Raw genomic sequence first — 23,646 nt, 5'->3', positions numbered from 1 at the left:
GAATATTCTAGACACACGACTGCCGCGCGACGAGTCTCCTCGCGGCACGGCAGTGTGGTGATGCATGCACCCTGCTGCTGGCATCTCGCGCCGTCAGGCGATGCGTGAACTGCGCTCCAGACGCACGGGCACCGCCTTGGAGGATGGCGTGCCGGTATCAGCGCCGTGGCTTTCCAACGCGACCAGCACGTTGGTTTCCGGATAGTAGGCCCCGATGCAACCGGCCGGGATGTCGTACTCGACCAGACGGAACTGCGGCGCACGTCGCTCGCTGCCGTCCGGACGCGGCTCGCCGAGCATGTCGACCCAATCACCGTCGGCCAGCCCCAGCCGCGCCAGGTCTTCACCATTGATGAAGATCACCCGCCGCTGACCCGACACGCCACGATAGCGGTCGTTGTAGCCGTAGACGGTGGTGTTGTACTGATCGTGGCTGCGCATGGTCTGCAGCGTCAGCCAGCCGTCACGCCGTGCCAGCTGTTGATGCATCACCGACTCCGGCAGCGGCATGTGCGAGAACTCGGCCAGGCCGCTGGAGGTCGGGAAGGCAAGCTCGCGAACCGGATTGGCGAGGTGGAAGCCGCGCTTGTGTGCCAGCCGCGCATTGAAGTCCGCGAAGCCGGGGATGACCGCCGCGATCTCGTCACGGATCAGATCATAGTTCTCGCTCAGGGCCTGCCAATCGACCGGATCACTGACTCCTCGCGCCGGCAGCACGCGCGCCAGGGTGGCACGCGCGATCGCCGCGATGATGCCGGGCTCGGAGCGCAATTCAGGGCTGGCCGGCGCCTTGATGCCGGCGCTGGAGTGCACCATCGACATCGAGTCCTCGACGCTGATGTGCTGGGAAGCCACCTGTGAGGAGCGATCGATCTCGCTGCGACCGAGACACGGCAGAATCAGCGCATCGGTCTGCTTGCCCATCACCAGATGACTGCGATTGAGCTTGGTGCTGATCTGGACGTTGAGCTCGAGGTTGCGCATCGCGGCCTCGGTCCGCTCGCTGTCCGGCGTGGCACGCGTGAAGTTGCCGCCCAGCGCAACGAAGGTCTTCGCCTTGCCCTGCTCCAGCGCCGCCAGGCTCTCCACGGTGTTGTAGCCCGGCGCACGCGGCATGCTGACCCCGTAGCGCGCTTCCAGCGCATCGATCAGCCAGGCGGGCGCCTTCTCGTCGATACCCATGGTGCGATCGCCCTGAACGTTGGAATGGCCACGCACCGGACAGGCCCCGGCACCGGGGCGACCGAAGTGCCCGCCGAGCAACAGCAGATTGACGATCTCGCGCACACTCTCGACGGCATGCAGATGCTGGGTGATGCCCATCGCCCAGGTGCAGATGACGTTGCCGGCACTGGCGAAGATGGCGGCCGCCTCCTCGAGCTGAGCGCGAGTCAGGCCGGACTGGTCCTCGAGGGTTGCCCACTCGGTCGCCTCGACCAGCGCCTGCCAGGCCTCGACGCCCCGGGTATGCGCTTCGATGAAGCTGGCGGCGCGCGTGAATTCGCCCCGCGCCTCCATCGCGAACAGCGCCTTGGCCATGCCGCGCACCGCCGCCATGTCGCCGCCCATGCGCGGCTGGTAATAGCGATGGCTGATGGGCTGGCTGGAGAGGGTCATCATCTCCAGCGGCGACTGCGGGTCGGCAAAGCGCTCCAGCCCCCGCTCACGCAGCGGATTGAAGCTGACGATGCGCGCGCCACGCCGTGAGGCACGCCGCAGATCGCCCAGCATGCGCGGGTGATTGGTGCCGGGGTTCTGACCGAACACGAAGATGGCATCGGCGTGCTCGAAGTCCTCCAGCAGCACCGTGCCCTTGCCGACGCCGAGGCTCGCCTTCATGCCGACACCGCTGGCCTCGTGGCACATGTTGGAGCAGTCGGGGAAGTTGTTGGTGCCGAACAGACGCACGAACAGCTGGTAGAGATAGGCCGCCTCGTTGCTGGCACGTCCCGAGGTATAGAACAGCGCCTCATCCGGCGACGTCAGCGCGCTGAGGTGCTCGGCGACAAGCTCGAAGGCCGCGTCCCAGCTGATCGGCATATAGCGATCACTGGCCGCGTCGTAGCGCATCGGTTCGGTCAGACGCCCCTGATCCTCGAGCATGAAGTCGTCCCAGCCCAGCAGCTCCGTGACGGTGTGCTGCGCGAAGAAGCGCGGCGTGACCCGCTTGGCGGTCACTTCCCAGGCCACCGCCTTGGCGCCGTTCTCGCAGAACTCGAAGGAGGAGCCGTGTTCCGGGTCTCCCCAGGCACAGCCGGGGCAGTCGAAGCCCTTGTCCTGATTGGCCTTGAGCAGGGAGCGCACGCTCTTCCACGGCGCCCTGGAGTGACTGACATGCTGACCGACGCTCTTGAGTGCACCCCAGCCACCCGCCGGCCCGGAATAGGCGGCAATGCGCGGATGACGCGTCTGTTGCGCATCCTCGCGGGGCAGGCTGGCAGACGCAGGCGTCTCGATCTCGGGGGCAGCAATGTCGGTCATGTCAGGATCCACTGGCTAGGATGAACGGGGGCGATCAGCGTGACCGCTGAGCAATTCGAGTCGACGCCCGCGGTGGGCACAGATCAGATTGAGGTCGCAGGCGCGGGCGGTCTCAACGGCGAGTCGCGAGGGCACCGCGAGGGTGATCAGGGTCGGAATTCGCGCACGGATGGTCTTCTGCACCAGCTCCAGGCTGCAGCGGCTCGATACCAGCAACGCCTCGGGCCACACACCGCTGTCGAGACTCATGCCGATCACGCGGTCCAGCGCATTGTGGCGACCGATATCGGCGCCCTGCGAGATCAGACCGCCTTCGGCGTCAAGCCCCAGCGCCAGATGCATGCCGCGGCGCGTGGCGCGCTCCAGGCGCTCCAGCCCACGCATCAGCGCATCGGGTGCCAGCGCTGCCCGTGGCGGCAGACGCATGAGCCCCGCCATCAGCTCCGCTTCGTCCTGCACGCCACAGGCGCCGCAACTCGAGACACTGCTCTCACGCCGCTGATGACGCTCGGCCTTGCGCGCCAGCGAGTCACTGACCTCAAGGCGCACCGCCAGCCCATGACGCAGCCGCGAGAGATGGATCGCCGAGACCTCGTCACGCCGCGTGATCCAGCCCGCGGTGAAGGCATGCCCCAGCGCCAGCGGCTCAAGGGCCTCTGGACTGGCCAGCAAGGTACCCATCGCGGTGTCATTGAGCGCCAGACTCACCGGTAGCTCCGATGGGCCATCCAGCTCGCGCAGCGGCACCTCGCGGGCATCCGCGTAGCCTGCAGCGCCTGGCGCCTGTTGATAGAGCGAATCTTTCATTACAGCTCTCCGTGGCGCAGATGCGTGGCGAGAAAGGTGCGCGCAACCCTCACCCGACCTCTGCGCAATATGGGAATATCCTACCGTCATGCCGTGAGGACGACCAATTGAGCCGAGCCGCCAATTGATAGACACCGCCAATGAAGATGGCATCCTGCCGGTGACAGGCATGCGAGCCATCGCGGCGGGCGAGAAATTCGCGCGCGAGTCGCGTAAAATGCGTCGCCGACCCTTGAGGGTGCTCCTGCTGTCGCGCTATCACCCGTCCGCCGGCCGCTCTCATCTCTCGATCATCCTGCTCCGGATTTACGTTCCGGCCCGCATGAGGACCCTTCGCATGACCGACACTCCCGACCTGACTGCCGCATCTGATCAGGCCAGCGCCCCGCAGCTGACCAGCACATCTGCCTCCGCCCGCCCCAGCCCGCTGGCGCCGCAGCATGTGGTCTGCGCGCTCTACAAGTTCGTCACCCTCGAGGACTTCGAGGCGCTGCGCGACCCGCTGCTGGCGGTGATGAACGAGCACGCCATCCGCGGCACCCTGCTGCTGGCCCGCGAAGGCATCAACGGCACCGTGTCCGGTTCACGCGCGGGCATCGATGCGCTGCTCGCCTGGCTGACCAGCGACCCGCGTCTGGCCGAGCTCGACACCAAGCAGTCACTGGCCGAGCAGGCGCCCTTCCTGCGCGCCAAGGTCAAGCTCAAGCGCGAGATCGTCACCATGGGCGTCGAGGGCATCGACCCGCGTCACACCGTCGGGACCTATGTGGAGCCGAAGGACTGGAATGCGCTGATCTCCGATCCTGAGGTGCTGCTGATCGACACGCGCAATGACTATGAAGTGGAAGTGGGGACCTTCGCCGGTGCCGTCAACCCGAACACCACTGCCTTCCGTGATTTCCCGGACTACGTCTCGCGTGAGCTGGACCCGAAACAGCACCGCAAGGTGGCGATGTTCTGCACCGGCGGCATTCGCTGCGAGAAGTCCACGGCCTATCTCAAGGAGCAGGGCTTCGATGAGGTCTATCACCTCAAGGGCGGCATCCTGAAGTATCTGGAAGAGGTGCCCGAGGAAGAGACGCTGTGGCAGGGCGAGTGCTTCGTGTTCGATGAGCGCGTCACCGTCGACCACCAGCTGCGTCCCGGCCAGTACGACCAGTGCCATGCCTGCCGCCTGCCGATCACCGAGGAAGACAAGCAGAGCGAGCGCTATCAGAAAGGCGTCAGCTGCCCGCGCTGCTACGACAAGCTGAGCGATGCCCAGAAGGCGCGCTTCGCCGAACGCGAGAACCAGATTCGCCTCGCCAGAGAACGTGGCGAAGCCCATCTGGGCATGGACGCCGTCGCCCAGATGCAGGCGCGGCGCGATGCCAAGCGGCAGCAGCGTGAAGCCGCCCGGCGTGCCGCGCTGGAAGCCAGCAAGAAGTCCAGCGAGAAGTCCGGCAAGTAGATCTGCCAATAGACCTGCAAGAAAGCCCGGCATAGAAAACCCAGCGATAAGAGCTGATAGCAGCCAACGCCGCTTTCGCTACCAGAACACCCCGTCTCGACGGGGTGTTCTGCGTTGCAGGCTCGCTCAATCGGCCACACCCGCCGAGTGAGGCAGCGAACGCAGCAGCTCCAGCACGGCATTCAGTCGTCGGCTGCGCTGCTGACCACTGCGCCACAACAGCCCGACCGTCTCGCCCTCGCCGGGCAGCCGACGCGCGACCAGCCCTTCACCAAGCCGCGAATCGGCCAGGTTCTCCGCCAGCACGCTGACTCCCAGGCCAGCCTCCAGCATCACGCCGAGGCCGGAAATCGAATTGGCCTCCAACAGGGGCGAGGGCTGCAGGCCCAGCAGCTCGAACTGCTGATTGAGGCGCCGCCGCTGCTGCATCTCCGGCGTCAGCAACACCAGCGGGTAGTCACGCAGGCACTCCCACTGCGGCGCGTCGGGCAGGCGGAAATGCGCCTGACTGGCGATCAAGGCCGAATGCTCCTGATAGAGCGGCCGACAGGCGAAGCCGCTCATGGCCGGCGCCGCGGGGTAGCCGACCGCGAGATCCAGCTCGCCATCCTCGAGCCCCTGGGCCAGCGATGAGGTCGACAGCTCGCGCAGGCGCAGCGAGAGCTGCGGAAAGGCCTCGCGCAGCCGCGGCAGAAACTCGCCGACCGCCGCCAGCGCCGACGGCACCGCGCCCAGTGACAGGCGCCCGGTCAGCACCGCGTCCGGCGACAGGTCTCCCTTCAGCTCATCCAGCTCGGCGAGAATGCGCCGTGCATGGGTCAACACGCGCTCCCCTTCCGGCGTGAAGCCCTCGAAGCGGTGGCCGCGCAGTATCAGCGCCGTGCCCAGCTCCTCCTCGAGCTGCTTGAGGCGCGCCGACAGCGTCGGCTGGGTGACATGACAGACCCGTGCGGCGCGACCGAAATGGCGCTCACTGGCCAGCGCGACCAGAAAACTCAACTGTCGATGATCCATGTCGGGCCCTTGGCTCGCGGTGGCGGGGGTGACGTACGCTGGGGGCGCATGCCGTCAGCGCCATGATGACGCAAGGCGGCCCGTCAGTCAGCACGCCTGCATGTCTGGCGATCAGACACGAAAACGCCCGGCGCGATGGCCGGGCGTTGGATATCACCACTATCCGGGGCGTCGCTTATTGAGCGGCGTCCTGGACAGCTTCGCCAGCATGCTCGACATCCTGGCCGGCACCGTCAACGGTGTTGCAGCCGGAAAGCGCGGCCAGAGTGAAGAAAGAGGCGAAGATGAGTGCAATGGTGCGGGACATGGTCATGCTCCTTGCGGTAGTGAATATCGAGAAATCTCGTAAAGACGCCAGTTCCTGCGCCTCTACCCTCATACCTTGGGCCGCCCCATGGGCTTTCAAGGGGTGAGATTCATGTTTTGTTCACTCGCCGCCCATGTCATGGACAGTGCCATCAACTGGCCGATTCCTCGATGGAACCCCCAAGGTGTTCGAGATCTTCCCCGAAACCTTCCACGGTATTGCAGCCACCCAACAGCAGGCCGAACAGCAGCGCGGTGCCAGTCATCATCATGAATCGTCGCATGGGCATTCCTCTCTCTCGGGCTATCAGCTGGCGGCGTTGTCGATCGAACCGCCCAGATGCTCCAGGTCCTTGCCGAAACCGGCCACGGTATTGCAGCCGGCCAGACTCACACTGGCCACCAACAGGGCAGCCACCATCAAACGCGTCATTCTCATCACTTCTCTTCCTGATCAACGGCCAATGAAGGTCAGACACCCTCACTGACCGAAGGTGCCAACACTCAACGATTTACCAGCAGAATCTTGCCCAGCGCCTCGCCGGACTCCAGCAGCTCATGCGCCTTGGCGACGTCACGGAAGCTGAACTGGTGCTCGTCGAGCAGCGGACGTACCGCGCCGGCCTCCAGCATCTCGCTCAGGGCGTTGAGCAGCTCCGGCTGGTCGTCCATGCCGATACCGGTCAGCAGCGGTACCGAGCGGAAGATGACGTGCAGCGACAGGTTCTTGGAGTGCAGCTGGGTCAGGTCGTGGGTCGAGCGGGTATTGATGGAGCACAGACGACCGGAGGTCGCGGTGGCCTCGATGGAGCGGTCCAGGTTGTCGCCACCGACGGTGTCGAAGACCAGATCGAAGCCACGCCCGGAGGTCAGGCGCGTCACGTAGTCCGCGACCGCTTCCTCGCGGTAGTTGATGATCTCGTCGGCGCCCAGCTGGCGTGCCAGGTCCGCCTTGGCTTCGCTGGACACGGTGGTGGTGACATGCGCGCCGAGATACTTGGCGATCTGTACCGCGACATGGCCGACGCCGCCGGTACCGGCGTGGATCAGCACGTGCTCGCCTTCCTTGATCTGACCGCGCGAGACCAGTGCCGTCCAGGCCGTCAGGAACACCAGCGGCAAGGCCGCGCACTCTTCCAGCGTCAGCGCCGCCAGGCTCGGGCGCTTCACGATCACACGGGTGTCGGCGATCATGTAGTCCGCCAGAGCGCCCTGCCAGCCCTTCACGCCACCGGCACAGCCCAGCACTTCATCCCCGACGGAGAAGTCCGACACGCCTTCGCCGACGGCATCGATCACCCCGGAGACATCGCCATTGAGAATGGCCGGGAATTCCGGGTGCGACTTGACCAGCCCGCTGCGCAGCTTGGTCTCGATGGGGTTGATGCTGGAAGCCGTCACCTTGATACGCACCTGCCCCCGCGCCGGTGTCGGGGTCTCCAGTTCGCGCTCGACGAACACTTCGGGACCGCCGTACTGCTCGATGACCATGGCTTGCATGAGGAAAGACTCCTGAACGATGAAGGAAGAGACGCCATAGCCGGGCTCGGCGCCATCATGAATAGGGGGTGAGCGGCGTGCCGGTGTGTCGACGGGACAGACTGGCATTTCGCTCAGATTACCGCGAGCTTACTCCGTGTCTAACATAAGGTCAGCATCAGGCCAGCATCAGGTCAGCGCCAGCTTGAGCACGATGATGAAGATGACCGTAACGGTCAGCCATTTCACCCACCGCGCACCCGCGGGACTCATGTTGACCCGCGCGCCGAGGAAGGCGCCGCTCATGTTGCCGACCGCCAGCACCAGACCGTAGGCCCAGCGCACCTGACCATCGAACACGAACACCGCCAGCGCCGGCAGGGTATACATCAACACGATGAAGACCTTGAAGACGTTGACCTGGGTCAGGTCGATCTTGAGCAGCCGGTAGAGCACCACGATGAACAGCACGCCGACACCGACCTGGATGAAGCCACCATAAATGCCGATGCCGAACATCGCCAGCAACACCACGGGCGTGATGCGCTCCGGCGTCAGTTCACGGGTGTCGATGCGCGGCGTCGGCAGCAGCATCATGATCGAACACACCACCATCACCACGATCAGGACGCTCTCGAAGGCCTCGGCACTGATGCGGGTCGCCAGCCAGGCGCCCAGCATGGCGCCTGCCACGGCGGGTACGGCCAGTCGCCAGGCGACGCCCATGTTGTGCGCGCCCGCCTTGAGGAAGGTGCTGGTCGCGGTCGCACTCTGCAACGCGATCGCCACGCGGTTGGTGGCATTGGCCTGCGCAGGCGGCAGACCGAGAAACATCAGCAATGGCAGCGTCAGCATCGAGCCACCCGCCGACAGCACATTGATGAAACCGGCCACGCCACCCAGTGCGATCAGCGCCACTACGCTGATCAGATCAAGGCCGCTGGTCAGCCCTGCAACATCCGACATCATGCCGACATTCCTTGTCCCGCCATCCCGTTGAGTGAAGACGCCCGAGGCGGACAGGCCCCAGAGCGCGCGATGCCCGACACACCACCCTCGCGTGACTGCGCGGGGGAAAGTGATGCCGGGCATCGTTCATAGCATATCGCGTCGCGTCACGCCTGCTTCAGCCACATCGACTGACGCGTCTGGCGCTCATCCGACACGCCTGGCTCAGTGCGCCAGCGCTTCCTGCCGGCCACTCTGACGCACGCTGTAGGTCAGCACGCCCAGGAAGATGACCAGACCCGCGAGGTCGTAGGTCAGCTGACCATGCGGCCACAGCATCAGCGCACCCAGCGGGAACATCGCCAGACGCAGCCACCAGGGCAGTTCGTGCTCCAGATAGCCTTCCAGGCCCGCGACGATGGCGTAGATTCCGAACAGCGCGAACACGAACACCGTCAGCATCTCGCCGATGTCACCGGAGATCAGCGGGCTCCAGGCGAACAGCAGCGGCACGATGTAGAGGCCCTTGGCGATCTTCCAGGCCATCAGGCCGGTCTTCATCGGCGGTGTACGGGCGATCGCGGCTGCCGCGAAGGCGGTCAGGCAGACCGGCGGCGTGACGTTGGAATCCTGGGACAGCCAGAAGATGATCATGTGGGCACTCACCAGCGCCATGGTCAGCACGTGCGGCGACAGCGCCTGCTCATACAGCTGGCTCTGGAAGGTATCCGGCACCAGCGCCAGCAGTTCGCGGGCGGCGTCCATGCTCATCGGCGCGCCCAGCAGGTCCAGCTTGTCCGGTGCGGCCAGCATGAAGATGGCCTTGGCCTGCTCCGGCAGGTTGCCCGCCGCCAGCAGATCCACCAGCTGGGAATGGGCGATCAGGTTGTAGAGCGCCGGGGCGGACAGCGTGCCCAGCACGATATAGGACGCCGTCACCGGCAGGCCCATGCCCAGAATCAATGACGCCAGCGCGATCAGGATGATGGTGATCAGCAGGCTGCCACCCGCCCAGTCGGTGATCATCAGCGAGAAGGTGTTGCCGATACCGGTGGTGGAGACGACGTTGACGATCAGGCCGACGGTGATCAGCAGGATCGCCGTGGTGGTCATGTTGCGTACCCCGGCCAGCATCGCCTCGATGATGTCGCCGAGCTTCATCGGATTCTTCGACAGCCACGAGGCCGCGATGACGGACAGGATCGCGATGCCGGCGGCGTAGGTCGGCGTGAAGCCGTAGATCAGCGCGCCGACCAGCACGAACAGCGGTGCCAGATAGTGCCAGCCATCCTTGAGCACGTCCTTGAGACGCGGGCCCTGCGGGTCATCCAGCGCCGTGGCGTCGGAGCGCTTGGCCTCGATGCGCACGAACATGGCCACCGACAGGAAGTAGAGCAGCGCCGGCAAGGCGGCCACGCCGACGATGGTCAGGTACGGCACCTGGGTGTAGGAGGCCATGATGAAGGCACCTGCGCCCATCACCGGCGGCATCAGCTGACCACCGGTCGAGGCGGCGGCCTCGACGCCTGCCGCGAAGCGCGCCGGGAAGCCGGCCCGTCGCATCAGCGGAATCGTGATCACGCCGGTGGAGACGGTGTTGGCGACACTCGAGCCGGACACCGAGCCCATCAGACCGGAGGCGAACACCGCCACGAAGCCCGGGCCACCCTTGAAGCGACCCGCCGCGCAGCGCGCCAGATCGATGATGAAGTCACCCGCGCCGGACTTGACCAGGAAGGCCCCGAACAGGATGAACATGAATACGTAGGACCAGGAGATGCGTGCGATGGAGCCCAGCATCCCTTCGCCGCCGATGAAGCTTCTGAACAGCACCGTCTCCCAGGTCAGGCCCGGGAAGTTGAACACGCCACCGACATACTTGCCCCACCAGGCCACGTAGGTCAGCGCGATCAGACACAGCACCGGGATGAACCAGCCGGTGGTGCGACGCGCGAACTCGAGGATCAGGCCGACCGCGACGATGGAGACCACCCAGTCCGCGGTGGAGAACACCACGCCGCGGTCATAGAGCGCATCCTCGAAGCCGATCAGGTAGAGGCCGCAACCCAGTGCCGCCAGCCCCAGCATGACATCCACGCCCAGTACCCAGCGCTTGGCACCATCACTGGCCGGCGTCAGCATCGGAATGGTCAGCGCGCACAGCAGACCGAACAGGCCGTAGTGCAAGGCGCTCACCCACAGCTCCGACAGGGTCGAGACGGTGTTGAAGTACAGGTGCGCCAGACAGATGACGATGGAGATCACGAAGACGGCACGCCCCAGCCAGGGCAGCTCCATGCGCCACGGCGCAGCTTCGGCGGATTCGTCGCGCACACCGGAGAGATCCGGCTCCTGCGCTTCGCTATCAGTGGGACGAGAGGGCTCTGGCGAGCGGGAATCATGCATGGCGTTGCCTCAAAACGGGATCAGACAGCGATGGCGCAGCGGCGACTTGCGTCACCATGCGCCCGGGCTTGCGAGGAGAATACGGGCTTCTACCGCGATCATTCGTGGGCACTGCTCTGGTCCTGCGCCTGCCACTTTGCCCACGCGGGGCAGTGTCATGGCGCCGGACCGGCGGTGGTTTATTGGTCTGGGAAACTGCGCTGCCCTCACCGCCGCCAGAGGCGAGCGATGAGGGCAGCGGGAACATCAGGTATGGATCACTCGGCGATCAGGCGCGCCGGAATCTCGATGCCCTGCTCCTTGAAGTAACGTGCGGCACCCGGGTGCAGCGGCAGCGGCAGGCCCGCGATGGCCTTGTCGAGGGCCATGGCCTTGGTAGCCGGGTGGATGTTGTTCAGGAACGGCAGGTTCTCGTACATGGTCTTGGTGATCTGATAGACGTCTTCTTCGGAGACATCGTCACGCACCACCAGGATGTTCGGCTGGGCGATGGTGTTGATCGCCTCGTCCTGGCCCGGGTAGGTGCCAGCGGCGATTTCATACGGGGTCCACAGCTCGAACTGGGAGTTGACCTTGGCCAGCTGCTCTTCGGTGAAGTCCAGCGTGGTGATCTCGCCGCCCAGGTTGGCGTAGGCACGGGTCACGGCGGAGGCCGGTGCGCCGGCCGGAATGTTCATGCCGTCGATGTTGCCGTTCTGCATCGCGTCGGCGCTCGGGCCATAGCCCATGTAGGCCAGATCCATCTTGTCGGCATCGATGCCCAGCTGCTCGAGGATGAAGCGACCCGAGCCTTCGGTACCGGAGTTCTTCTTGCCGATGGAGAAGCTCTTGCCGTAGAAGTTGGTCATGTCCTCGATGGTGCCGGTCTTGACCTCATCATTGCGGGCCACGAAGTGCTCGACGTTCTGCCACAGCATCGAGATGCTGCGCAGGTTCTTGTGCGCCTTGTTGACCGGCGGGGTGCCATTCCATGCCCAGGCGCCGTAGAGGCCCTGGATGATGCCGAACTGGGCCTGGTCCTCTTCCATCAGCTTGAGGTTCTCGCCGGAACCGGCAGAGGAGATCGCGGACACGGAGATGCCGGCGGTCGGCTCGAGCTTGACCTTGATCAGCGTGGAGAGTGCCACGCCGACCGGGTAGAAGGTGCCACCGGTGGTGGCGGTACCCATGATGTACTTGCCTTCCGCCTGAGCCACGGCACTGAGACCAAGAGAGGCTGCGATGGCGAGACCGAGACCGGCCTTGAGGAACTGGCGCTTTTGCATGGAGTGACTCCTTGGCGAACCTGCCGGGCGCAGGTTGAGCATTCTTGTAATGTGGGTAGGCAGACGGACATTGCGGCTGAGCAGGCTCTGGCCCTGGGCGGTGCTGGCCATGTCGCGACCGACAATGCGCAAGGTAGCCCTCTTTTGCGTGGGGCGTTCGTTGCGAGCCTCTGCATCAGCGTAGGAAGAAGGTTAGCAACTGTCCGCGCGGCGCGGTATTTGGCGATGGGGGCATTGCGCAGCCTCCACAGCGCGCACGGGCAATCCGCAAAGTGGCAGGATTCTGCCGATCTGGTCACACTGAGGGCATTCGCGGGCGTTCACGCCAGGGAGTCCGCCACGATTCGGGTTACCCTTTGCCCTCGACTCACGCCCGCCCTGCTCCATCCGATCAAGGAGAGACGATGACCCCCTTCAGCCTTCACCCGCAGCTGGACGCCGACACCCACTTCGTGGCCGACCTGCCGCTGTGCACCGTGCGTCTGATGAACGATGCGCGCTATCCGTGGCTGGTACTGATTCCGCGCCGCGATGCCATCCGCGAGATCTACGAGCTGGACAGCAGCGCCCAGCAGCAGCTGTGGCAGGAAACCACGCAACTGGGCGAGCTGCTGATGACGGTAAGCGGCGGCGAGAAGCTCAATATCGGCGCACTGGGCAACATGGTGCCGCAGCTGCACATGCACGTGATCGCCCGCCGCAGCGATGATGCAGCCTGGCCAGGGCCGGTGTGGGGCGTCGGCACGGCCGAGCCCCACGACAACGAGGCACTGACGGTGCTGGTCGACACCCTGCGCATGAAGATCGCCGAGCTGCCGAGCTATTCCTACTGACGCCGTCTCCTGCGCTGTCACTGACATCTGCGCTCTCGCAGACACTGTCATCCACGTTCTCACATCTACGAAAACGGGGCCCGATGGGCCCCGTTTTCGAATCTTGCTGGTAGTAAGCAGCAGCTAGTAAGCGACAGGTAGCAAGCGGCCTGCCTGCCTTGGCGGGGCAGGTCTCACTCCTCGCCTGAGCTCTGCCCTGATGACCTCGGACCCAGAGGGCTCTGGAGGGAAGTGCCCGGCGCCGAGCGATCAAACGGCGAAGCACCGCGACCGGTGGGAGAGTCCAGCGCCTTGAGGCTGCTGGCGACCAGCAAAGCGCCAAAGACCGTGATGATGATGCCGCCGAGCAGCCCGACCAGTGCCGCCCACGGCCACTGACGGCGCGTGCGGCTGTCCGGGTGAGACCCACCCAGGCGCGAGCCGGCCGCCGCCAGGCGTCCGCTGGCCTTCATGATCAAGGTGGCCATGGCCACGCTGCCCACCGTCAGCGCGGTGCCCAAGGACATCGCCAGCACCGCCAGTACCCCGCTGCCGACCATGTTCAGCGCCAGCGCGGCCAGCAAGACCAGAATCGCGCCGGAACACGGCCGCAGGCCGATCGCCAGCACCGCCATGCCCATGGTGCGCCAGTCGCCACTGGCCTGCTCCGCCGTCACGCCATGCGCATGGCCGCAGCCACAGTCATGCCCGTGTGAATGAGCGTGGCCGTGAGAGTGAGAGTGAGAGTGAGAGTGAGAGTGAGAGTGAGAATGTGAGTGGTCGTGGCCAGGCGACGGCTCGAACGCCAGCCCCTGCATCGCTGGCGCCTGCGGCGCTCCCACGCTTGAGTCAGGCTGTGCCCTGACAACACGCCATAGCGTGCGAGCGGCACGCCACAGCAGCAACAGCCCCAGCACCAGCACCCCGAGATGACTGAGCAGGGTGACCTTCTCGACCTGCCCGAGCACATCGCGCCCCGCCCAGTCGAGCAGCCCCGCCCCGAGACCGACCAGCACCAGCGCACTGAGGCCCTGCAGCAAGGCCGCCAGCAACGACAGCCACAGCGCACGGCGCCGAACGATGGGCTGACTGACCAGCAGCGTACTGATGACGACCTTGCCATGCCCGGGGCCCGCGGCATGCAGCACGCCATAGGCGAAGGACAGCCCGATCAGCGCCCAGGGCGTGCCGGGATGCGCGGCAAGCTCACTCATGGCGCGCCCCAGCGAGCGCTGGAAACGCGATTGCTCGGCAAAGATCCACCCCAGCGCCTCGCCCCAGCCCTGCACCAGGCCTGGCCAGAGCGCCATGCCCAGCACGAGCAGCCCGCAGCCGACCGCCAGCCAGCCGGCCAGGCGCCGCCCCCGCGACGAGGCCGGTTTCAGCAGGCCATCGCGCATGCCCTTGAGGCTCTTGATATCGCCAAGCCCGCTGGTGTCCTTCGGCTCACTGCTCATCAGCCACCTCACAGCTGACACTGCCCACATCGGCGAAGTACTGGCCGAGATCCATCGGTGCGGTGGCATTGATATCCAGCATCGAGGCCTCGGCGACCTTGGACGGGTCCGGGTCGGCCGGCGTGATGCCCGACGTGCAGCTCAGCGCCGAGTCCTGCCCTTCCAGCCCGCTCACCACCAGCCCTTGCTGCACGGCGATGGCATCCGGATCATGCAGAATCTCGATGTAATAGGTGGGGTCGTAGATGCGATAACTGAGGGTATGGCCAGCCATCGCCACCGGCTCGGCCAGCGGCAGCTCCATCTGGAAGGCGACACGCTCGCCCTTGAGCCAGGTGGTCTGGCGCGTCGCCTTGCCAAGCGCCACGGGTTCACCGTCCAGCGTGACATGGGTGTAGTAATCGAACTGCGACAGATTGGCCAGAATCTCGCTGCCCAGCACATCGAGGCGCTGCTCCATGCTGGTATCGTCCTCGAGCGCGGCCAGCTCCTGACGCAGCGTCAGGCTGTAGAAGGGGTCGAGCAGCCAATACTGGCGCATCGCGACGGCCCGCCCCTGGTCATCGAGGCGCAGCGTCACCCGCAGATCGACCCAGCCATGCGGATGCGCTGCGGCGGGCTGACTGGCCACCAGTGTGCCCAGCATCAGCAACGGCGTCAGCCAGACCACGGGGCGCAGGCTGTGACGAGACGGGAAACGCGCCAGCGCGGACGACAGCGCCGCCACCAGGCGATGAACAGCAACAGACATCGGGAAACTCCGGCAGAACGTCACGGGGACGACAGGAAGGGATTGGCAGGATGTTACTTCATGACAAAACGGGCGGCATCCCGACGCAGCCCGAGGACACCTTCGACAGGCAACGGTGACGGTCAGTTCGCCGAATCATCATGGCCATGGCGAAAGTCTTCACGGCGCAGCCCGTATTTGTGCATCTTGAGATTGAGCGTACGCCGCGGCAGTGCCAACTCCTCCAGCACCTGAGCGATGTTGCCGCGTGCGCGAGTCAAGGCGGCGCGAATCAAGGTCGACTCGAACATCGCCACCTGTGCCGCCAGCCCATGCTCCTCGCTGCTCGCCAGCGCCTCGTCGCTCGCGCCATTGCCGGTCTCGCAAGCCTCGTCCTCCGCTGAGGCATTGCCCGGTGTGGAGGACTGCCGCGTGGTGGGCGATTCCCCCAGCACCACGCGGCGACTGGCGGCCTGGCGCAGCTGCCACAGATTTCCCGGCCAGTCCGCCGCCATCAATGCGGCCAGCTCACCGCTGGCGAAGGGTTGCGCCTCCACCTCATGCACCTCGGCGGCCTGACGGCTGAAATGCGCCATCAGCAACGGGATGTCCTCGCGCCGCTCGCGCAGGGCGGGTGTCGTCAGTTCGATCTCGGCCAGTGCATGCCCGAGAGTACGCGTCAGCGGCCCGCTTGCCATCACGTCGCCCACGCTGCGCAGCGCGCTGCACACCAGCCGTGGCGCCTGGCGGGCGCCGTCCTCACGCGCGGCGATCCAGCCGTCCAGCCACTGCCATTGCGCGCCACTCAGGTGGTCCACCTCATGCAGCAGCAAGGTATTGGCCGCAGGACATGCCGCGAGTGCATCCTCGATCGCGCCCGCCAGTGCCTCCGCGCCCTCTGCCCTGGCTTGCGACAGGGGCGCGCATTCCACTCGTGCCAGCAAGGCCGTCGCCGCCGTCGGCATGGCGGCAGTTGAGGCCGATGCGTCGGCAGGCGGCGCATGCTCGGCCAGTGCCAGCGCCAGAGTGCTGCGCCCGCTGCCCGCCTCGCCGCTGATCCAGACCCGCGCAGGATGTCCGCGCAATTCAAGCAGTCGCTCACGCAGCTGGCGAATCTGACGGCTCTCGCCCCGCAGCAGTCCACTGAGGCCGCGCACGCTCAAGCGGCGGCGCAGGCGTTGGTTTTCATCACTCAGACGCCGCCCCGCCAGCGCCTGACGCAGCTTCAGCTCCAGCGCTTCGGGGTCAAACGGCTTCTCGATGAAGTCGCGCGCCCCACCCTGCATCGCGGCAACGGCCGTAGCGACATCGCCGTGACCGGTCATCATCAGCACCGGCAGCTCCGGTGCCTTTAGCGCAAGCCGCGCCAGCAACGTCAGGCCATCCATGCCCGGCATGCGGATGTCGCTGATCACCACACTGACCGGCTCGGCGGCGGCCAGGGCTTCCAGCAGCGCCTCGGCGCGCGAGAAGCAGCGCAGGTGGATCTCGGCCAGCTCCAGCCACTGGGCGAGGGATTCGCGCACCGCCGGATCATCATCCACCAGCCATACCGGGGCCTCGCGGGTCAGATCGCTGTCCTGCTGCAGGCGCAGCTCTGCCGGGTCCAGGCCCGTGGCGGCAAACCCCTCTGCGCCCTCGAAGCCATCGCTGTCATGCGTATAGCCTGTCATTCGTGCGTATACCCCGTCATGTCACGGATTGCTGCCCGCTGCCGTGTTGTTCGGTGCTTTCATGGCCAGTGCCTTCATGATCCGTGCCGTCGCCGTCATGCCCCGCTTCGGACGCCGGCGTGCGTAGCCACAATTCGAAGCAGGCGCCGCCCAGCGCAGAGCCCTCAGCCAGTGAGGAGCCCTCAGCCAGCGAGGAGCCCTCAGTCGGTTCAGACACAGAAGAGCCCTCAGCCGGTTCAGACACAGAAGCGCCATCGGCCAGACGCAGCAGGCCACCGAGGTCGCGCGCCAGGCCATAACTCAGAAACAGCCCCATCCCCATGCCCTCGCCGACCTCACGTGTGGTGGTGAAGGGATCAAACAGCGTGGCACGCAGCGCAGGGTCGATGCCGGGGCCGTTGTCCTCGATGCGCAGACATCCGCCCGGCTGCCCCTCAAGACTGGCCACTGCCGGCCAGGACTGCCAACTGAGGCGCAGTCGCGGGACCGTGCGCTTGTTTTCCGGCGCATCGCTCTGCTGATCGGCCTGCTGCGCTTTCTGCTCCCCTTCCAGCGCATCGAGCGCATTGCGGATCAGGTTGGTCAGCAACTGCTCGAGACGCACCTGCTCGCCCATCACGATGATGTCTCGGGGCAGCGCGTCCCGCTCCACCGTCAGGTCGAGGGCGGTGACTCGCTCGGCGAGCAGTTCCAGCGCGAAGTCGATGCTCGGCGCCAGCGCCAGGGCGACGGGCGCCTGCTGACTGGCCGGACGCACGAAAACCCGCAACTGGCGAATCATGTCCGCCAGACGCTCGGACAGCTCACTGATGCGCGTGAAGTTGCTGGCGGCGGATTCGGCGGCACGCGCGGTCAGCTCGGGGCGCGTTGCGGCGGAGGCGATGCCCCGCGCCAGCAGCTTGCCGCCGCTGGCGGCATAGGTGCGAATGCCGACCAGCGGCTGATTGAGCTCATGAGCGATACCGGCCGCCATGGTGCCCAGCGCGGCCAGCTTGCCGGCCTGCACCAGCTCGTCACGCGTGGCCTCGAGTTCGCGCGAGCGCTGGGCGACCCGCTCCTCGAGGCGCTCGTTGATCTCGCGCATCATCACCGCTTCACGCCGAATCAGCCCCAGGCGCGCCTGACGCTCGCGCATCCACAGCGCCATCATCGCCAGTCCCAGGATCACGGCGAGCCCGACCAGCACCACATTGCGCGCCTGGATATAGAGTGGCCGCAGCGGCATCAGAAAATGCAGCTGCCAGCCCAACGGCCCGCTGGCCAGCGACTCATCCAGATAGCGCTGGCCCATCGCCGCAGTCGGCAGCCGCGCGATCTCCGACGCCGCCAGTTCGTGGTTGTCGCCCAGCACCAGGCTGCCGTCCTCCAGCTCCCGCGACAGCGGTGTCAGCGGCGCCCCGCGAAACTGCTGCTGTGCCCGAATGCTGTCCAGTGCCTGCGGCTCGATCGCCTCCAGCGCGCGATATTTCCAGTTGCGCCGCGAGGCCAGCAGCACGATGCGATTGGCATCGGCGAGCAGCACCGTCTCCCCCGCCTGGCGCCAGGTATCTTCCAGCGCCTCCAGCGAGACCTTGACCACCATGACGCCCAGCGGCTGACCCTCGGCCCCGAGTACCGGCGCCGAGACGAAATAGCCGGGACGCCCGGTGGTATTGCCGACGGCGAAGAATTCACCGCGCCCGCGCGCCAGGGCATCGATGAAATAAGGGCGGTAGTCGTAGCGATAGCCGACGAAGCTGTCTGGCTCATCGAAGTTGCTCGCGGCCACGGTCATGCCGTCGCGGTCGGTCAGGAAGATGGCCGCCGCGCCGGAGGCACGCGCGACACGCCGCAGGTGCTGGTTGAGATCACTGCTCGAACCGAGGGGAGCGGCGGCACTGGCGGCGTCGCGTTCGTCTGAGGGGATAACAGGCGGCGTTGCCGCAGGCGGAACGCCCTGCTCGCCAAGGGCGATACGCACACGGGCCTGGCGTGCCAGCAATTCCGGCAGCCATTGGAAGCGCGACAACTCGGCATTCAGCGTGCTGGCGTAGAAATTCAGGCGAGTCGCGGCGTGCTGGCGAGCATCACGCTCGCCACGCGCCAGCTCCCAATGCCAGAGAGCAAACAAGGCCATCAGCCCGGCCAGCAGACTGGCCGAGAGCGCCAACCAGGCCAGACGCCGACGGCGCAGCGCACTCAGCGTCATGGGCCATCACACCGCGCAAGCGCGGGCTCGCTCGGGCTCCGGCACTGCTCGCCTGCGAAGTGGTGGGCAAGGCCAGAGAGGCGACGCTGAGGGCCGCCTCGTGGGGTTGTCATGCGTGGGGTTGCCATGCGCGAGGCGGTCACGGCGCGCCGATCACCGGCACGGTGCGCGCATCCAGGGCCACGGCGACCTCCACCAGCAGGTTGTCGAGCCGGCCCGGCGCGATATCGGCACCATTGCTGTCACCGCTCACGCTGAGACGAATCTGGCCGTTGACCTTGCTCACCCAGGCTTCCAGCGCAAGCGGCGGCCGGGCAGCGTAGCTGGCGTCGAGGCGCTCGAGGTCCGGGTCTGCGCGCTCGATGATGAAGCCACGCTCCGCCAGCGTCGTCAGCAGGGTGACGAAGACCTGCTGGGAGGTCAGGGTGCCGCTGTTGGGGGCGATCACCGCGGTGCGCGAGTCCGGCGCATGGGTCGGCTGATTCATGCAGCCACCCAGCACCAGCAGGCCGGCGAGCAGCGTCGCGAGCCCCAGACGTTGCCATAGCGAGCGTGGAGATGCCTTGCGCATGTTCATCAGCGAACCTCCCGTGGATCACGACCCGCCAGCGCAGCCTGCAGCTGACGCTCGATCTGGCGGCAGCTGTCGCTGTCATTGTGAGGACGGGCATCGATGACGTAGCCGCCCTGATTGATGACCTGCTCATCGCGGATCACGCGCACGCGCTCATCCGGCGCGACCAGCGAGATACGCTCGAAGCTGATCGGGTCATCGCGGAAGGTGTCATTGCCGACGCCCACGCCGAAATCATTGCCCGCCGCGACGCCATAGCCCACCGAGAAGCCGATGCGCGAGCCGAAGGGCCCATCGATCGCGCCCAGCCCCGGCTGGTCCACCTTGCGCTCACCCGTCACCACGCCCAGCGCCTGTTCGCTCTCGCGGATCTTGTAGCCACGGGCCTCGACGACCTGCGCCGCGGCACGCAACCACTGATTGGCATCGCCCTCACGCGGGAAGATGCAGGCCTCGGGCAGGCCAGCGCTGTCATTCGCGGCCAGCGGGTCCTTGCCGGACAGGGCCGAGCAACCGCTCAGCAGCACCAGCCCCACTGCGAGCAGTGTCATGCGCGGCAGTCGCGAGCGCGCTGACGTGTCAGCCACGCTTGGCCGTGCGGAAAATTCGGGAAGTCGATGGAGCATGCGAACGTCTCCGGTCAGCCACTTGAGCCGGCGCTGCATCACGATTTTCACACCATGAGACACACCAGAGGCACTAGACTGACACATAAGTCTTGTAGGGTTTCTGCATAATTATGGTATCGAGACAGCGGGATACCCTGGATGCAGGAAGCCTCATCTTAGCGCCCAGCCATGCCAGCGCCTACCGTATCCAGCCCCCGACAATGCAAGCCAAGAGCGTACCGCCATTGCCATTTCGCAGGATGAACACGCAACGCCAGCGCTGCCAGGGCCGCTCGCTCGGCGCGCAAACCGCCGGTCAGCGCGCGCAACACTGGTTACATATGGAAACGATATCGCGCGGACAACTCACGACGCTACAGGTTCAATAAGTTACCATTATCGACGAATAGGCAATCAGGGAGAGAAATTTATGTCAGAAAATGCCGACCAGCCCACGGTCGCCAAGATCAATCCGCCAGTCTTCTTCGGCTCCGCCGTGGTGATTCTGGCGTTCGTGATCTTTACGGTCGCCATGCCGGATACCGCGCAGACCGCCTTCGGTCATGTCCAGACCTGGATCATCGACACCGTCGGCTGGTTCTACCTGCTGGCCATGGGCGTGTTCGTGATCTTCACGCTGGGTCTCGCCTTCTCGAGCTATGGCGACATCAAGCTGGGGCCAGACCATTCCGAGCCTGATTTCAGCTACGGCTCCTGGTTCGCGATGCTGTTTTCCGCGGGCATGGGCATCGGCCTGATGTTCTACGGCGTTGCCGAGCCTGTCTTCCACTTCACTGCGCCTCCGGTCGGCGATGCCGGCACCGTCGAGGCCGCGCGTGAAGCCATGAAGACCACCTTCTTCCACTGGGGCATCCACGCCTGGGGCGTCTATGCCGTGGTGGCGCTGGCGCTGGCCTACTTCAGCTTCCGCCACAACCTGCCGCTGCGCATCAGCTCTGCGCTGTACCCGCTGATCGGCAAGCGCATCCATGGCCCGATCGGCCACGCCGTCGATATCTTCGCCGTCTTCGGCACCATGTTCGGGGTCGCGACCTCGCTGGGTCTGGGCGTGCTGCAGGTCAGCTCCGGCCTGCATTATCTGTTCGATATCGACAACGACCTGACCACCCAGATCATCCTGATCGCCATCATCACCTGTCTGGCGACCGTTTCCGTGGTCATGGGTCTGGACGGCGGCATCCGTCGTCTCTCCGAGCTGAACCTTGGCCTGGCACTGGCGCTGATGCTATTCGTGCTGTGCGTGGGCCCGACCATCTTCCTGCTGCAGACGCTGATCCAGAACATCGGTGGCTACCTCAGCGAAGTGGTCGACAAGACCTTCAACATGTTCGCCTATATCCCCGAAGATGGCCCGTCCAAGTGGCTGGGTGGCTGGACCCTGTTCTACTGGGGCTGGTGGATCGCGTGGTCCCCGTTCGTGGGCATGTTCATCGCGCGTGTCTCGCGTGGCCGCACCATCCGTGAATTCGTCTACGGCGTGCTGTTCGTGCCGATGGGCTTCACCTTCCTGTGGCTGACCTTCTTCGGCGACAGCGCCCTGCACATGCTGCTGACCGATACCGCGGGCAACCTGGCAGAAGCGGTCTCCGCCGATGCGTCCGTGGCACTGTTCAAGTTCCTGGAGCTGTTCCCGTTCGGTAGCATCACCTCCATGCTGGCCACCCTGCTGGTCGTGACCTTCTTCGTCACCTCCTCGGATTCCGGCTCGCTGGTCATCGACATGCTGACCTCCAAGGAAGGCGACGAATCTCCGGTCTGGCAGCGTGTCTTCTGGGCCTTCTCTGAAGGTTTCGTCGCCGTGGCGCTGCTGATGGCAGGTGGTCTGGGCGCGCTGCAGACCGCCTCGCTGGCCTCTGCCCTGCCGTTCGCGATCATCCTGATGTTCGTCTGCTATGGTCTGCTCAAGGCACTGCGTCTCGAGGGCGTCAAGCAACGCTCCATGCAGCACCTGAGCAACACGCCGGGCCACACCGCCGGTGGCGCACGCAGCTGGCAGAAGCGCGTCCAGACCCTGGTCGAGACGCCGCGTCAGAAGAACGTCGAGCAGTACCTGATCAACACCGTCACGCCGGCACTGGCGGATGTCGCGAAGGAATTCGAGGCCCAGGGCCTGGATACTCGCGTCAATGACGAGGAAGACCGCAGCTATCTGCAGGTCAGCCACGGCGAGGAAGTCGACTTCGTCTACGGTGTGCGGGTGCGCGAATATGCAGCACCGGCCTTCGCGCTGCGCAACGTCAAGCGCAAGGGCACCAGCGATGTGGAACGCCATTACCGCGCCGAGGTCTTCCTGCGTGAAGGTGGCCAGACCTATGACGTCATGGGTTACACTAAGGAGCAGGTGATCGGCGACGTGCTGGACCAGTACGAGAAGCACATGCACTTCCTGCACATGGCGCGCAACTGACGCCTGAGCGTTGCAGAAGTGATGACAGCTGATGACATGGCTGTCGCAAAGGCCCCGCCCCGTGCGGGGCCTTTGCGTATGTGGCCGGAATCAGAATGTCCGAGCCGACGACATTGGCTGCAATATCCGTGTGCGACCTTGAAAACCGCGTGCGCGCACCACATCTCTTACCAGGCATTCATCTACGGCTTGAGGGTGGTGCGCCGGCGACGATAGGGGTGGCCGATGAGGGCGATACAGTGAATTCGTTACCCTGCATCCCGCCCAGCCTCTACACTGGTGGCATACTGGCAGCACGGCTCGCCACCTGCATCTCCACTTTCCCCACAATGCCGTTCACTTCACATTTTTCAGGAGAGTCTTCATGTCCAACGATACCAATGCCATCGGCCTGCACACTGCCAGCGCCACTCAGCTGGCCGAGCACCTCAACATCCTGCTGGCCAACTACCAGACCTTCTACATGAATGCCCGTGGTTACCACTGGAACGTGAAAGGCAACCAGTTCTTCGAGCTGCACGTGAAGTTCGAGGAAACCTACACCGACCTGCTGACCAAGGTCGACGAGATCGCCGAGCGTATCCTGACTCTGGGTCACGAGCCGCTGCACGCCTACAGTGACTACGCGCGTGTCGCCACCATCAAGGAAGACACCCACGTCAGCGACGGCACGGCTTGCGTCAAGGGCCTGCTGACCGGTTACAAGTCCCTGATCGAACTGCAGCGCGAGATCATGTCCGTCGCGTCTGACGCCGATGATGAAGGTACCGCTTCACTGGTCGGTGACTACATCCGCGAGCAGGAAAAGACCGTGTGGATGCTGTCCGCCTACCTGGGCGAGTAAGCGCTCAAGCCAATGCAGCGCCAGGACATTTCAAGCGGATCTCTGATGCTGCTGTCTGACGCTGTACTTGACTGACACTGGGCCGCGAGGCATTCGCGCAGTGTGAACGCCGCCTTTCGACCCTGCACACGCGGGACTCGAAAGGCGGCGTTGTCATGTGGCCATGAAGGCCCGCC

At 65.3% G+C, this 23,646-nt stretch carries 20 protein-coding genes; 4 read left to right on the top strand and 16 right to left on the bottom strand.

Annotated elements, in window-relative coordinates; all coding sequences use genetic code 11:
- Window positions 1-93 precede the first annotated feature (93 nt).
- Both MSG32_RS11740 and MSG32_RS11735 read right to left on the bottom strand, forming a co-directional pair.
- Window positions 94-2,481, bottom strand: coding sequence for an FdhF/YdeP family oxidoreductase (locus tag MSG32_RS11740; RefSeq protein ID WP_248379827.1), 2,388 nt, complete (start codon window positions 2,479-2,481; stop codon window positions 94-96).
- A gap of 15 nt (window positions 2,482-2,496) precedes the next feature.
- Window positions 2,497-3,288, bottom strand: coding sequence for a formate dehydrogenase accessory sulfurtransferase FdhD (locus MSG32_RS11735; RefSeq protein ID WP_052384488.1), 792 nt, complete (start codon window positions 3,286-3,288; stop codon window positions 2,497-2,499).
- A 337-nt stretch (window positions 3,289-3,625) separates the two neighbouring features.
- Here MSG32_RS11735 and MSG32_RS11730 point away from each other — a divergent pair, with 337 nt between their 5' ends.
- Window positions 3,626-4,738, top strand: a complete 1,113-nt coding sequence (locus tag MSG32_RS11730; protein ID WP_248379825.1) for a rhodanese-related sulfurtransferase — start codon at window positions 3,626-3,628, stop codon at window positions 4,736-4,738.
- A gap of 126 nt (window positions 4,739-4,864) precedes the next feature.
- On the opposite strand, the gene MSG32_RS11725 is transcribed toward MSG32_RS11730, so the two are convergent.
- From MSG32_RS11725 to MSG32_RS11690, 8 genes are all read right to left on the bottom strand, one after another.
- Window positions 4,865-5,752 (bottom strand): LysR family transcriptional regulator, encoded by an 888-nt coding sequence (locus MSG32_RS11725; RefSeq protein WP_248379823.1) that lies wholly within the window; start codon window positions 5,750-5,752, stop codon window positions 4,865-4,867.
- A gap of 175 nt (window positions 5,753-5,927) precedes the next feature.
- The gene (locus MSG32_RS11720; RefSeq protein ID WP_043333217.1) at window positions 5,928-6,059 is read right to left on the bottom strand and encodes an entericidin A/B family lipoprotein; all 132 of its coding nucleotides are present in this window, start codon (window positions 6,057-6,059) and stop codon (window positions 5,928-5,930) included.
- A 151-nt stretch (window positions 6,060-6,210) separates the two neighbouring features.
- On the bottom strand, window positions 6,211-6,342 hold the full coding sequence (locus MSG32_RS11715; protein ID WP_107335644.1) for an entericidin A/B family lipoprotein: 132 nt from the start codon (window positions 6,340-6,342) through the stop codon (window positions 6,211-6,213).
- A 23-nt stretch (window positions 6,343-6,365) separates the two neighbouring features.
- A complete protein-coding gene (locus MSG32_RS11710; RefSeq protein WP_084589348.1) occupies window positions 6,366-6,497 on the bottom strand; it encodes an entericidin A/B family lipoprotein in 132 nt (43 codons plus the stop codon).
- A 65-nt stretch (window positions 6,498-6,562) separates the two neighbouring features.
- On the bottom strand, window positions 6,563-7,558 hold the full coding sequence (locus MSG32_RS11705; RefSeq protein ID WP_054555249.1) for a zinc-dependent alcohol dehydrogenase family protein: 996 nt from the start codon (window positions 7,556-7,558) through the stop codon (window positions 6,563-6,565).
- A gap of 168 nt (window positions 7,559-7,726) precedes the next feature.
- Window positions 7,727-8,506 (bottom strand): TSUP family transporter, encoded by a 780-nt coding sequence (locus MSG32_RS11700; RefSeq protein WP_248379821.1) that lies wholly within the window; start codon window positions 8,504-8,506, stop codon window positions 7,727-7,729.
- Window positions 8,507-8,710: 204 nt separating this feature from the next.
- Entirely contained in the window at window positions 8,711-10,783 is a 2,073-nt protein-coding gene (locus MSG32_RS11695; protein ID WP_152965327.1) for a TRAP transporter permease, read from the bottom strand.
- 365 nt (window positions 10,784-11,148) lie between these two features.
- A complete protein-coding gene (locus MSG32_RS11690; RefSeq protein WP_248379819.1) occupies window positions 11,149-12,156 on the bottom strand; it encodes a TAXI family TRAP transporter solute-binding subunit in 1,008 nt (335 codons plus the stop codon).
- Between the two features lie 404 nt (window positions 12,157-12,560).
- Between MSG32_RS11690 and MSG32_RS11685 the strand changes: the two genes are divergently transcribed.
- Window positions 12,561-12,989, top strand: coding sequence for an HIT family protein (locus MSG32_RS11685; protein ID WP_248379817.1), 429 nt, complete (start codon window positions 12,561-12,563; stop codon window positions 12,987-12,989).
- Between the two features lie 173 nt (window positions 12,990-13,162).
- Here the strand turns inward: MSG32_RS11685 and MSG32_RS11680 are convergent, their stop codons facing one another.
- From MSG32_RS11680 to MSG32_RS11655, 6 genes are all read right to left on the bottom strand, one after another.
- Window positions 13,163-14,425, bottom strand: a complete 1,263-nt coding sequence (locus MSG32_RS11680; protein WP_248379815.1) for a sodium:proton antiporter — start codon at window positions 14,423-14,425, stop codon at window positions 13,163-13,165.
- Window positions 14,415-15,176 carry a DUF1007 family protein gene (locus MSG32_RS11675; RefSeq protein WP_248379813.1) on the bottom strand — a complete coding sequence of 254 codons (762 nt, stop codon included), beginning with the start codon at window positions 15,174-15,176 and terminating at the stop codon, window positions 14,415-14,417. Before MSG32_RS11675 ends, MSG32_RS11680 begins: the two co-directional genes overlap by 11 nt.
- 122 nt (window positions 15,177-15,298) lie before the next feature.
- Window positions 15,299-16,828, bottom strand: a complete 1,530-nt coding sequence (locus tag MSG32_RS11670; protein WP_248379811.1) for a response regulator — start codon at window positions 16,826-16,828, stop codon at window positions 15,299-15,301.
- A 16-nt stretch (window positions 16,829-16,844) separates the two neighbouring features.
- A complete protein-coding gene (locus MSG32_RS11665; RefSeq protein ID WP_248379809.1) occupies window positions 16,845-19,016 on the bottom strand; it encodes a cache domain-containing protein in 2,172 nt (723 codons plus the stop codon).
- A 139-nt stretch (window positions 19,017-19,155) separates the two neighbouring features.
- Window positions 19,156-19,593 (bottom strand): hypothetical protein, encoded by a 438-nt coding sequence (locus tag MSG32_RS11660; RefSeq protein ID WP_248379807.1) that lies wholly within the window; start codon window positions 19,591-19,593, stop codon window positions 19,156-19,158.
- Entirely contained in the window at window positions 19,593-20,141 is a 549-nt protein-coding gene (locus tag MSG32_RS11655; RefSeq protein ID WP_107335651.1) for a hypothetical protein, read from the bottom strand. Before MSG32_RS11655 ends, MSG32_RS11660 begins: the two co-directional genes overlap by 1 nt.
- Before the next feature lie 487 nt (window positions 20,142-20,628).
- Between MSG32_RS11655 and betT the strand changes: the two genes are divergently transcribed.
- A complete protein-coding gene (gene betT / locus MSG32_RS11650) occupies window positions 20,629-22,626 on the top strand; it encodes a choline BCCT transporter BetT (RefSeq protein WP_054555244.1) in 1,998 nt (665 codons plus the stop codon).
- Between the two features lie 364 nt (window positions 22,627-22,990).
- Complete coding sequence (locus MSG32_RS11645) at window positions 22,991-23,470, top strand: Dps family protein (protein ID WP_043333228.1); 480 nt, start codon at window positions 22,991-22,993, stop codon at window positions 23,468-23,470.
- Window positions 23,471-23,646: the final 176 nt, after the last annotated feature.

The organism is Cobetia sp. 1CM21F, from assembly GCF_023161745.1.
In the GTDB taxonomy this organism is placed as follows: Bacteria; Pseudomonadota; Gammaproteobacteria; order Pseudomonadales; family Halomonadaceae; genus Cobetia; species Cobetia amphilecti.
The sequence above is the reverse complement of the archived record's forward strand: the minus strand, read 5'-3'. Positions and strand labels throughout refer to the sequence as shown.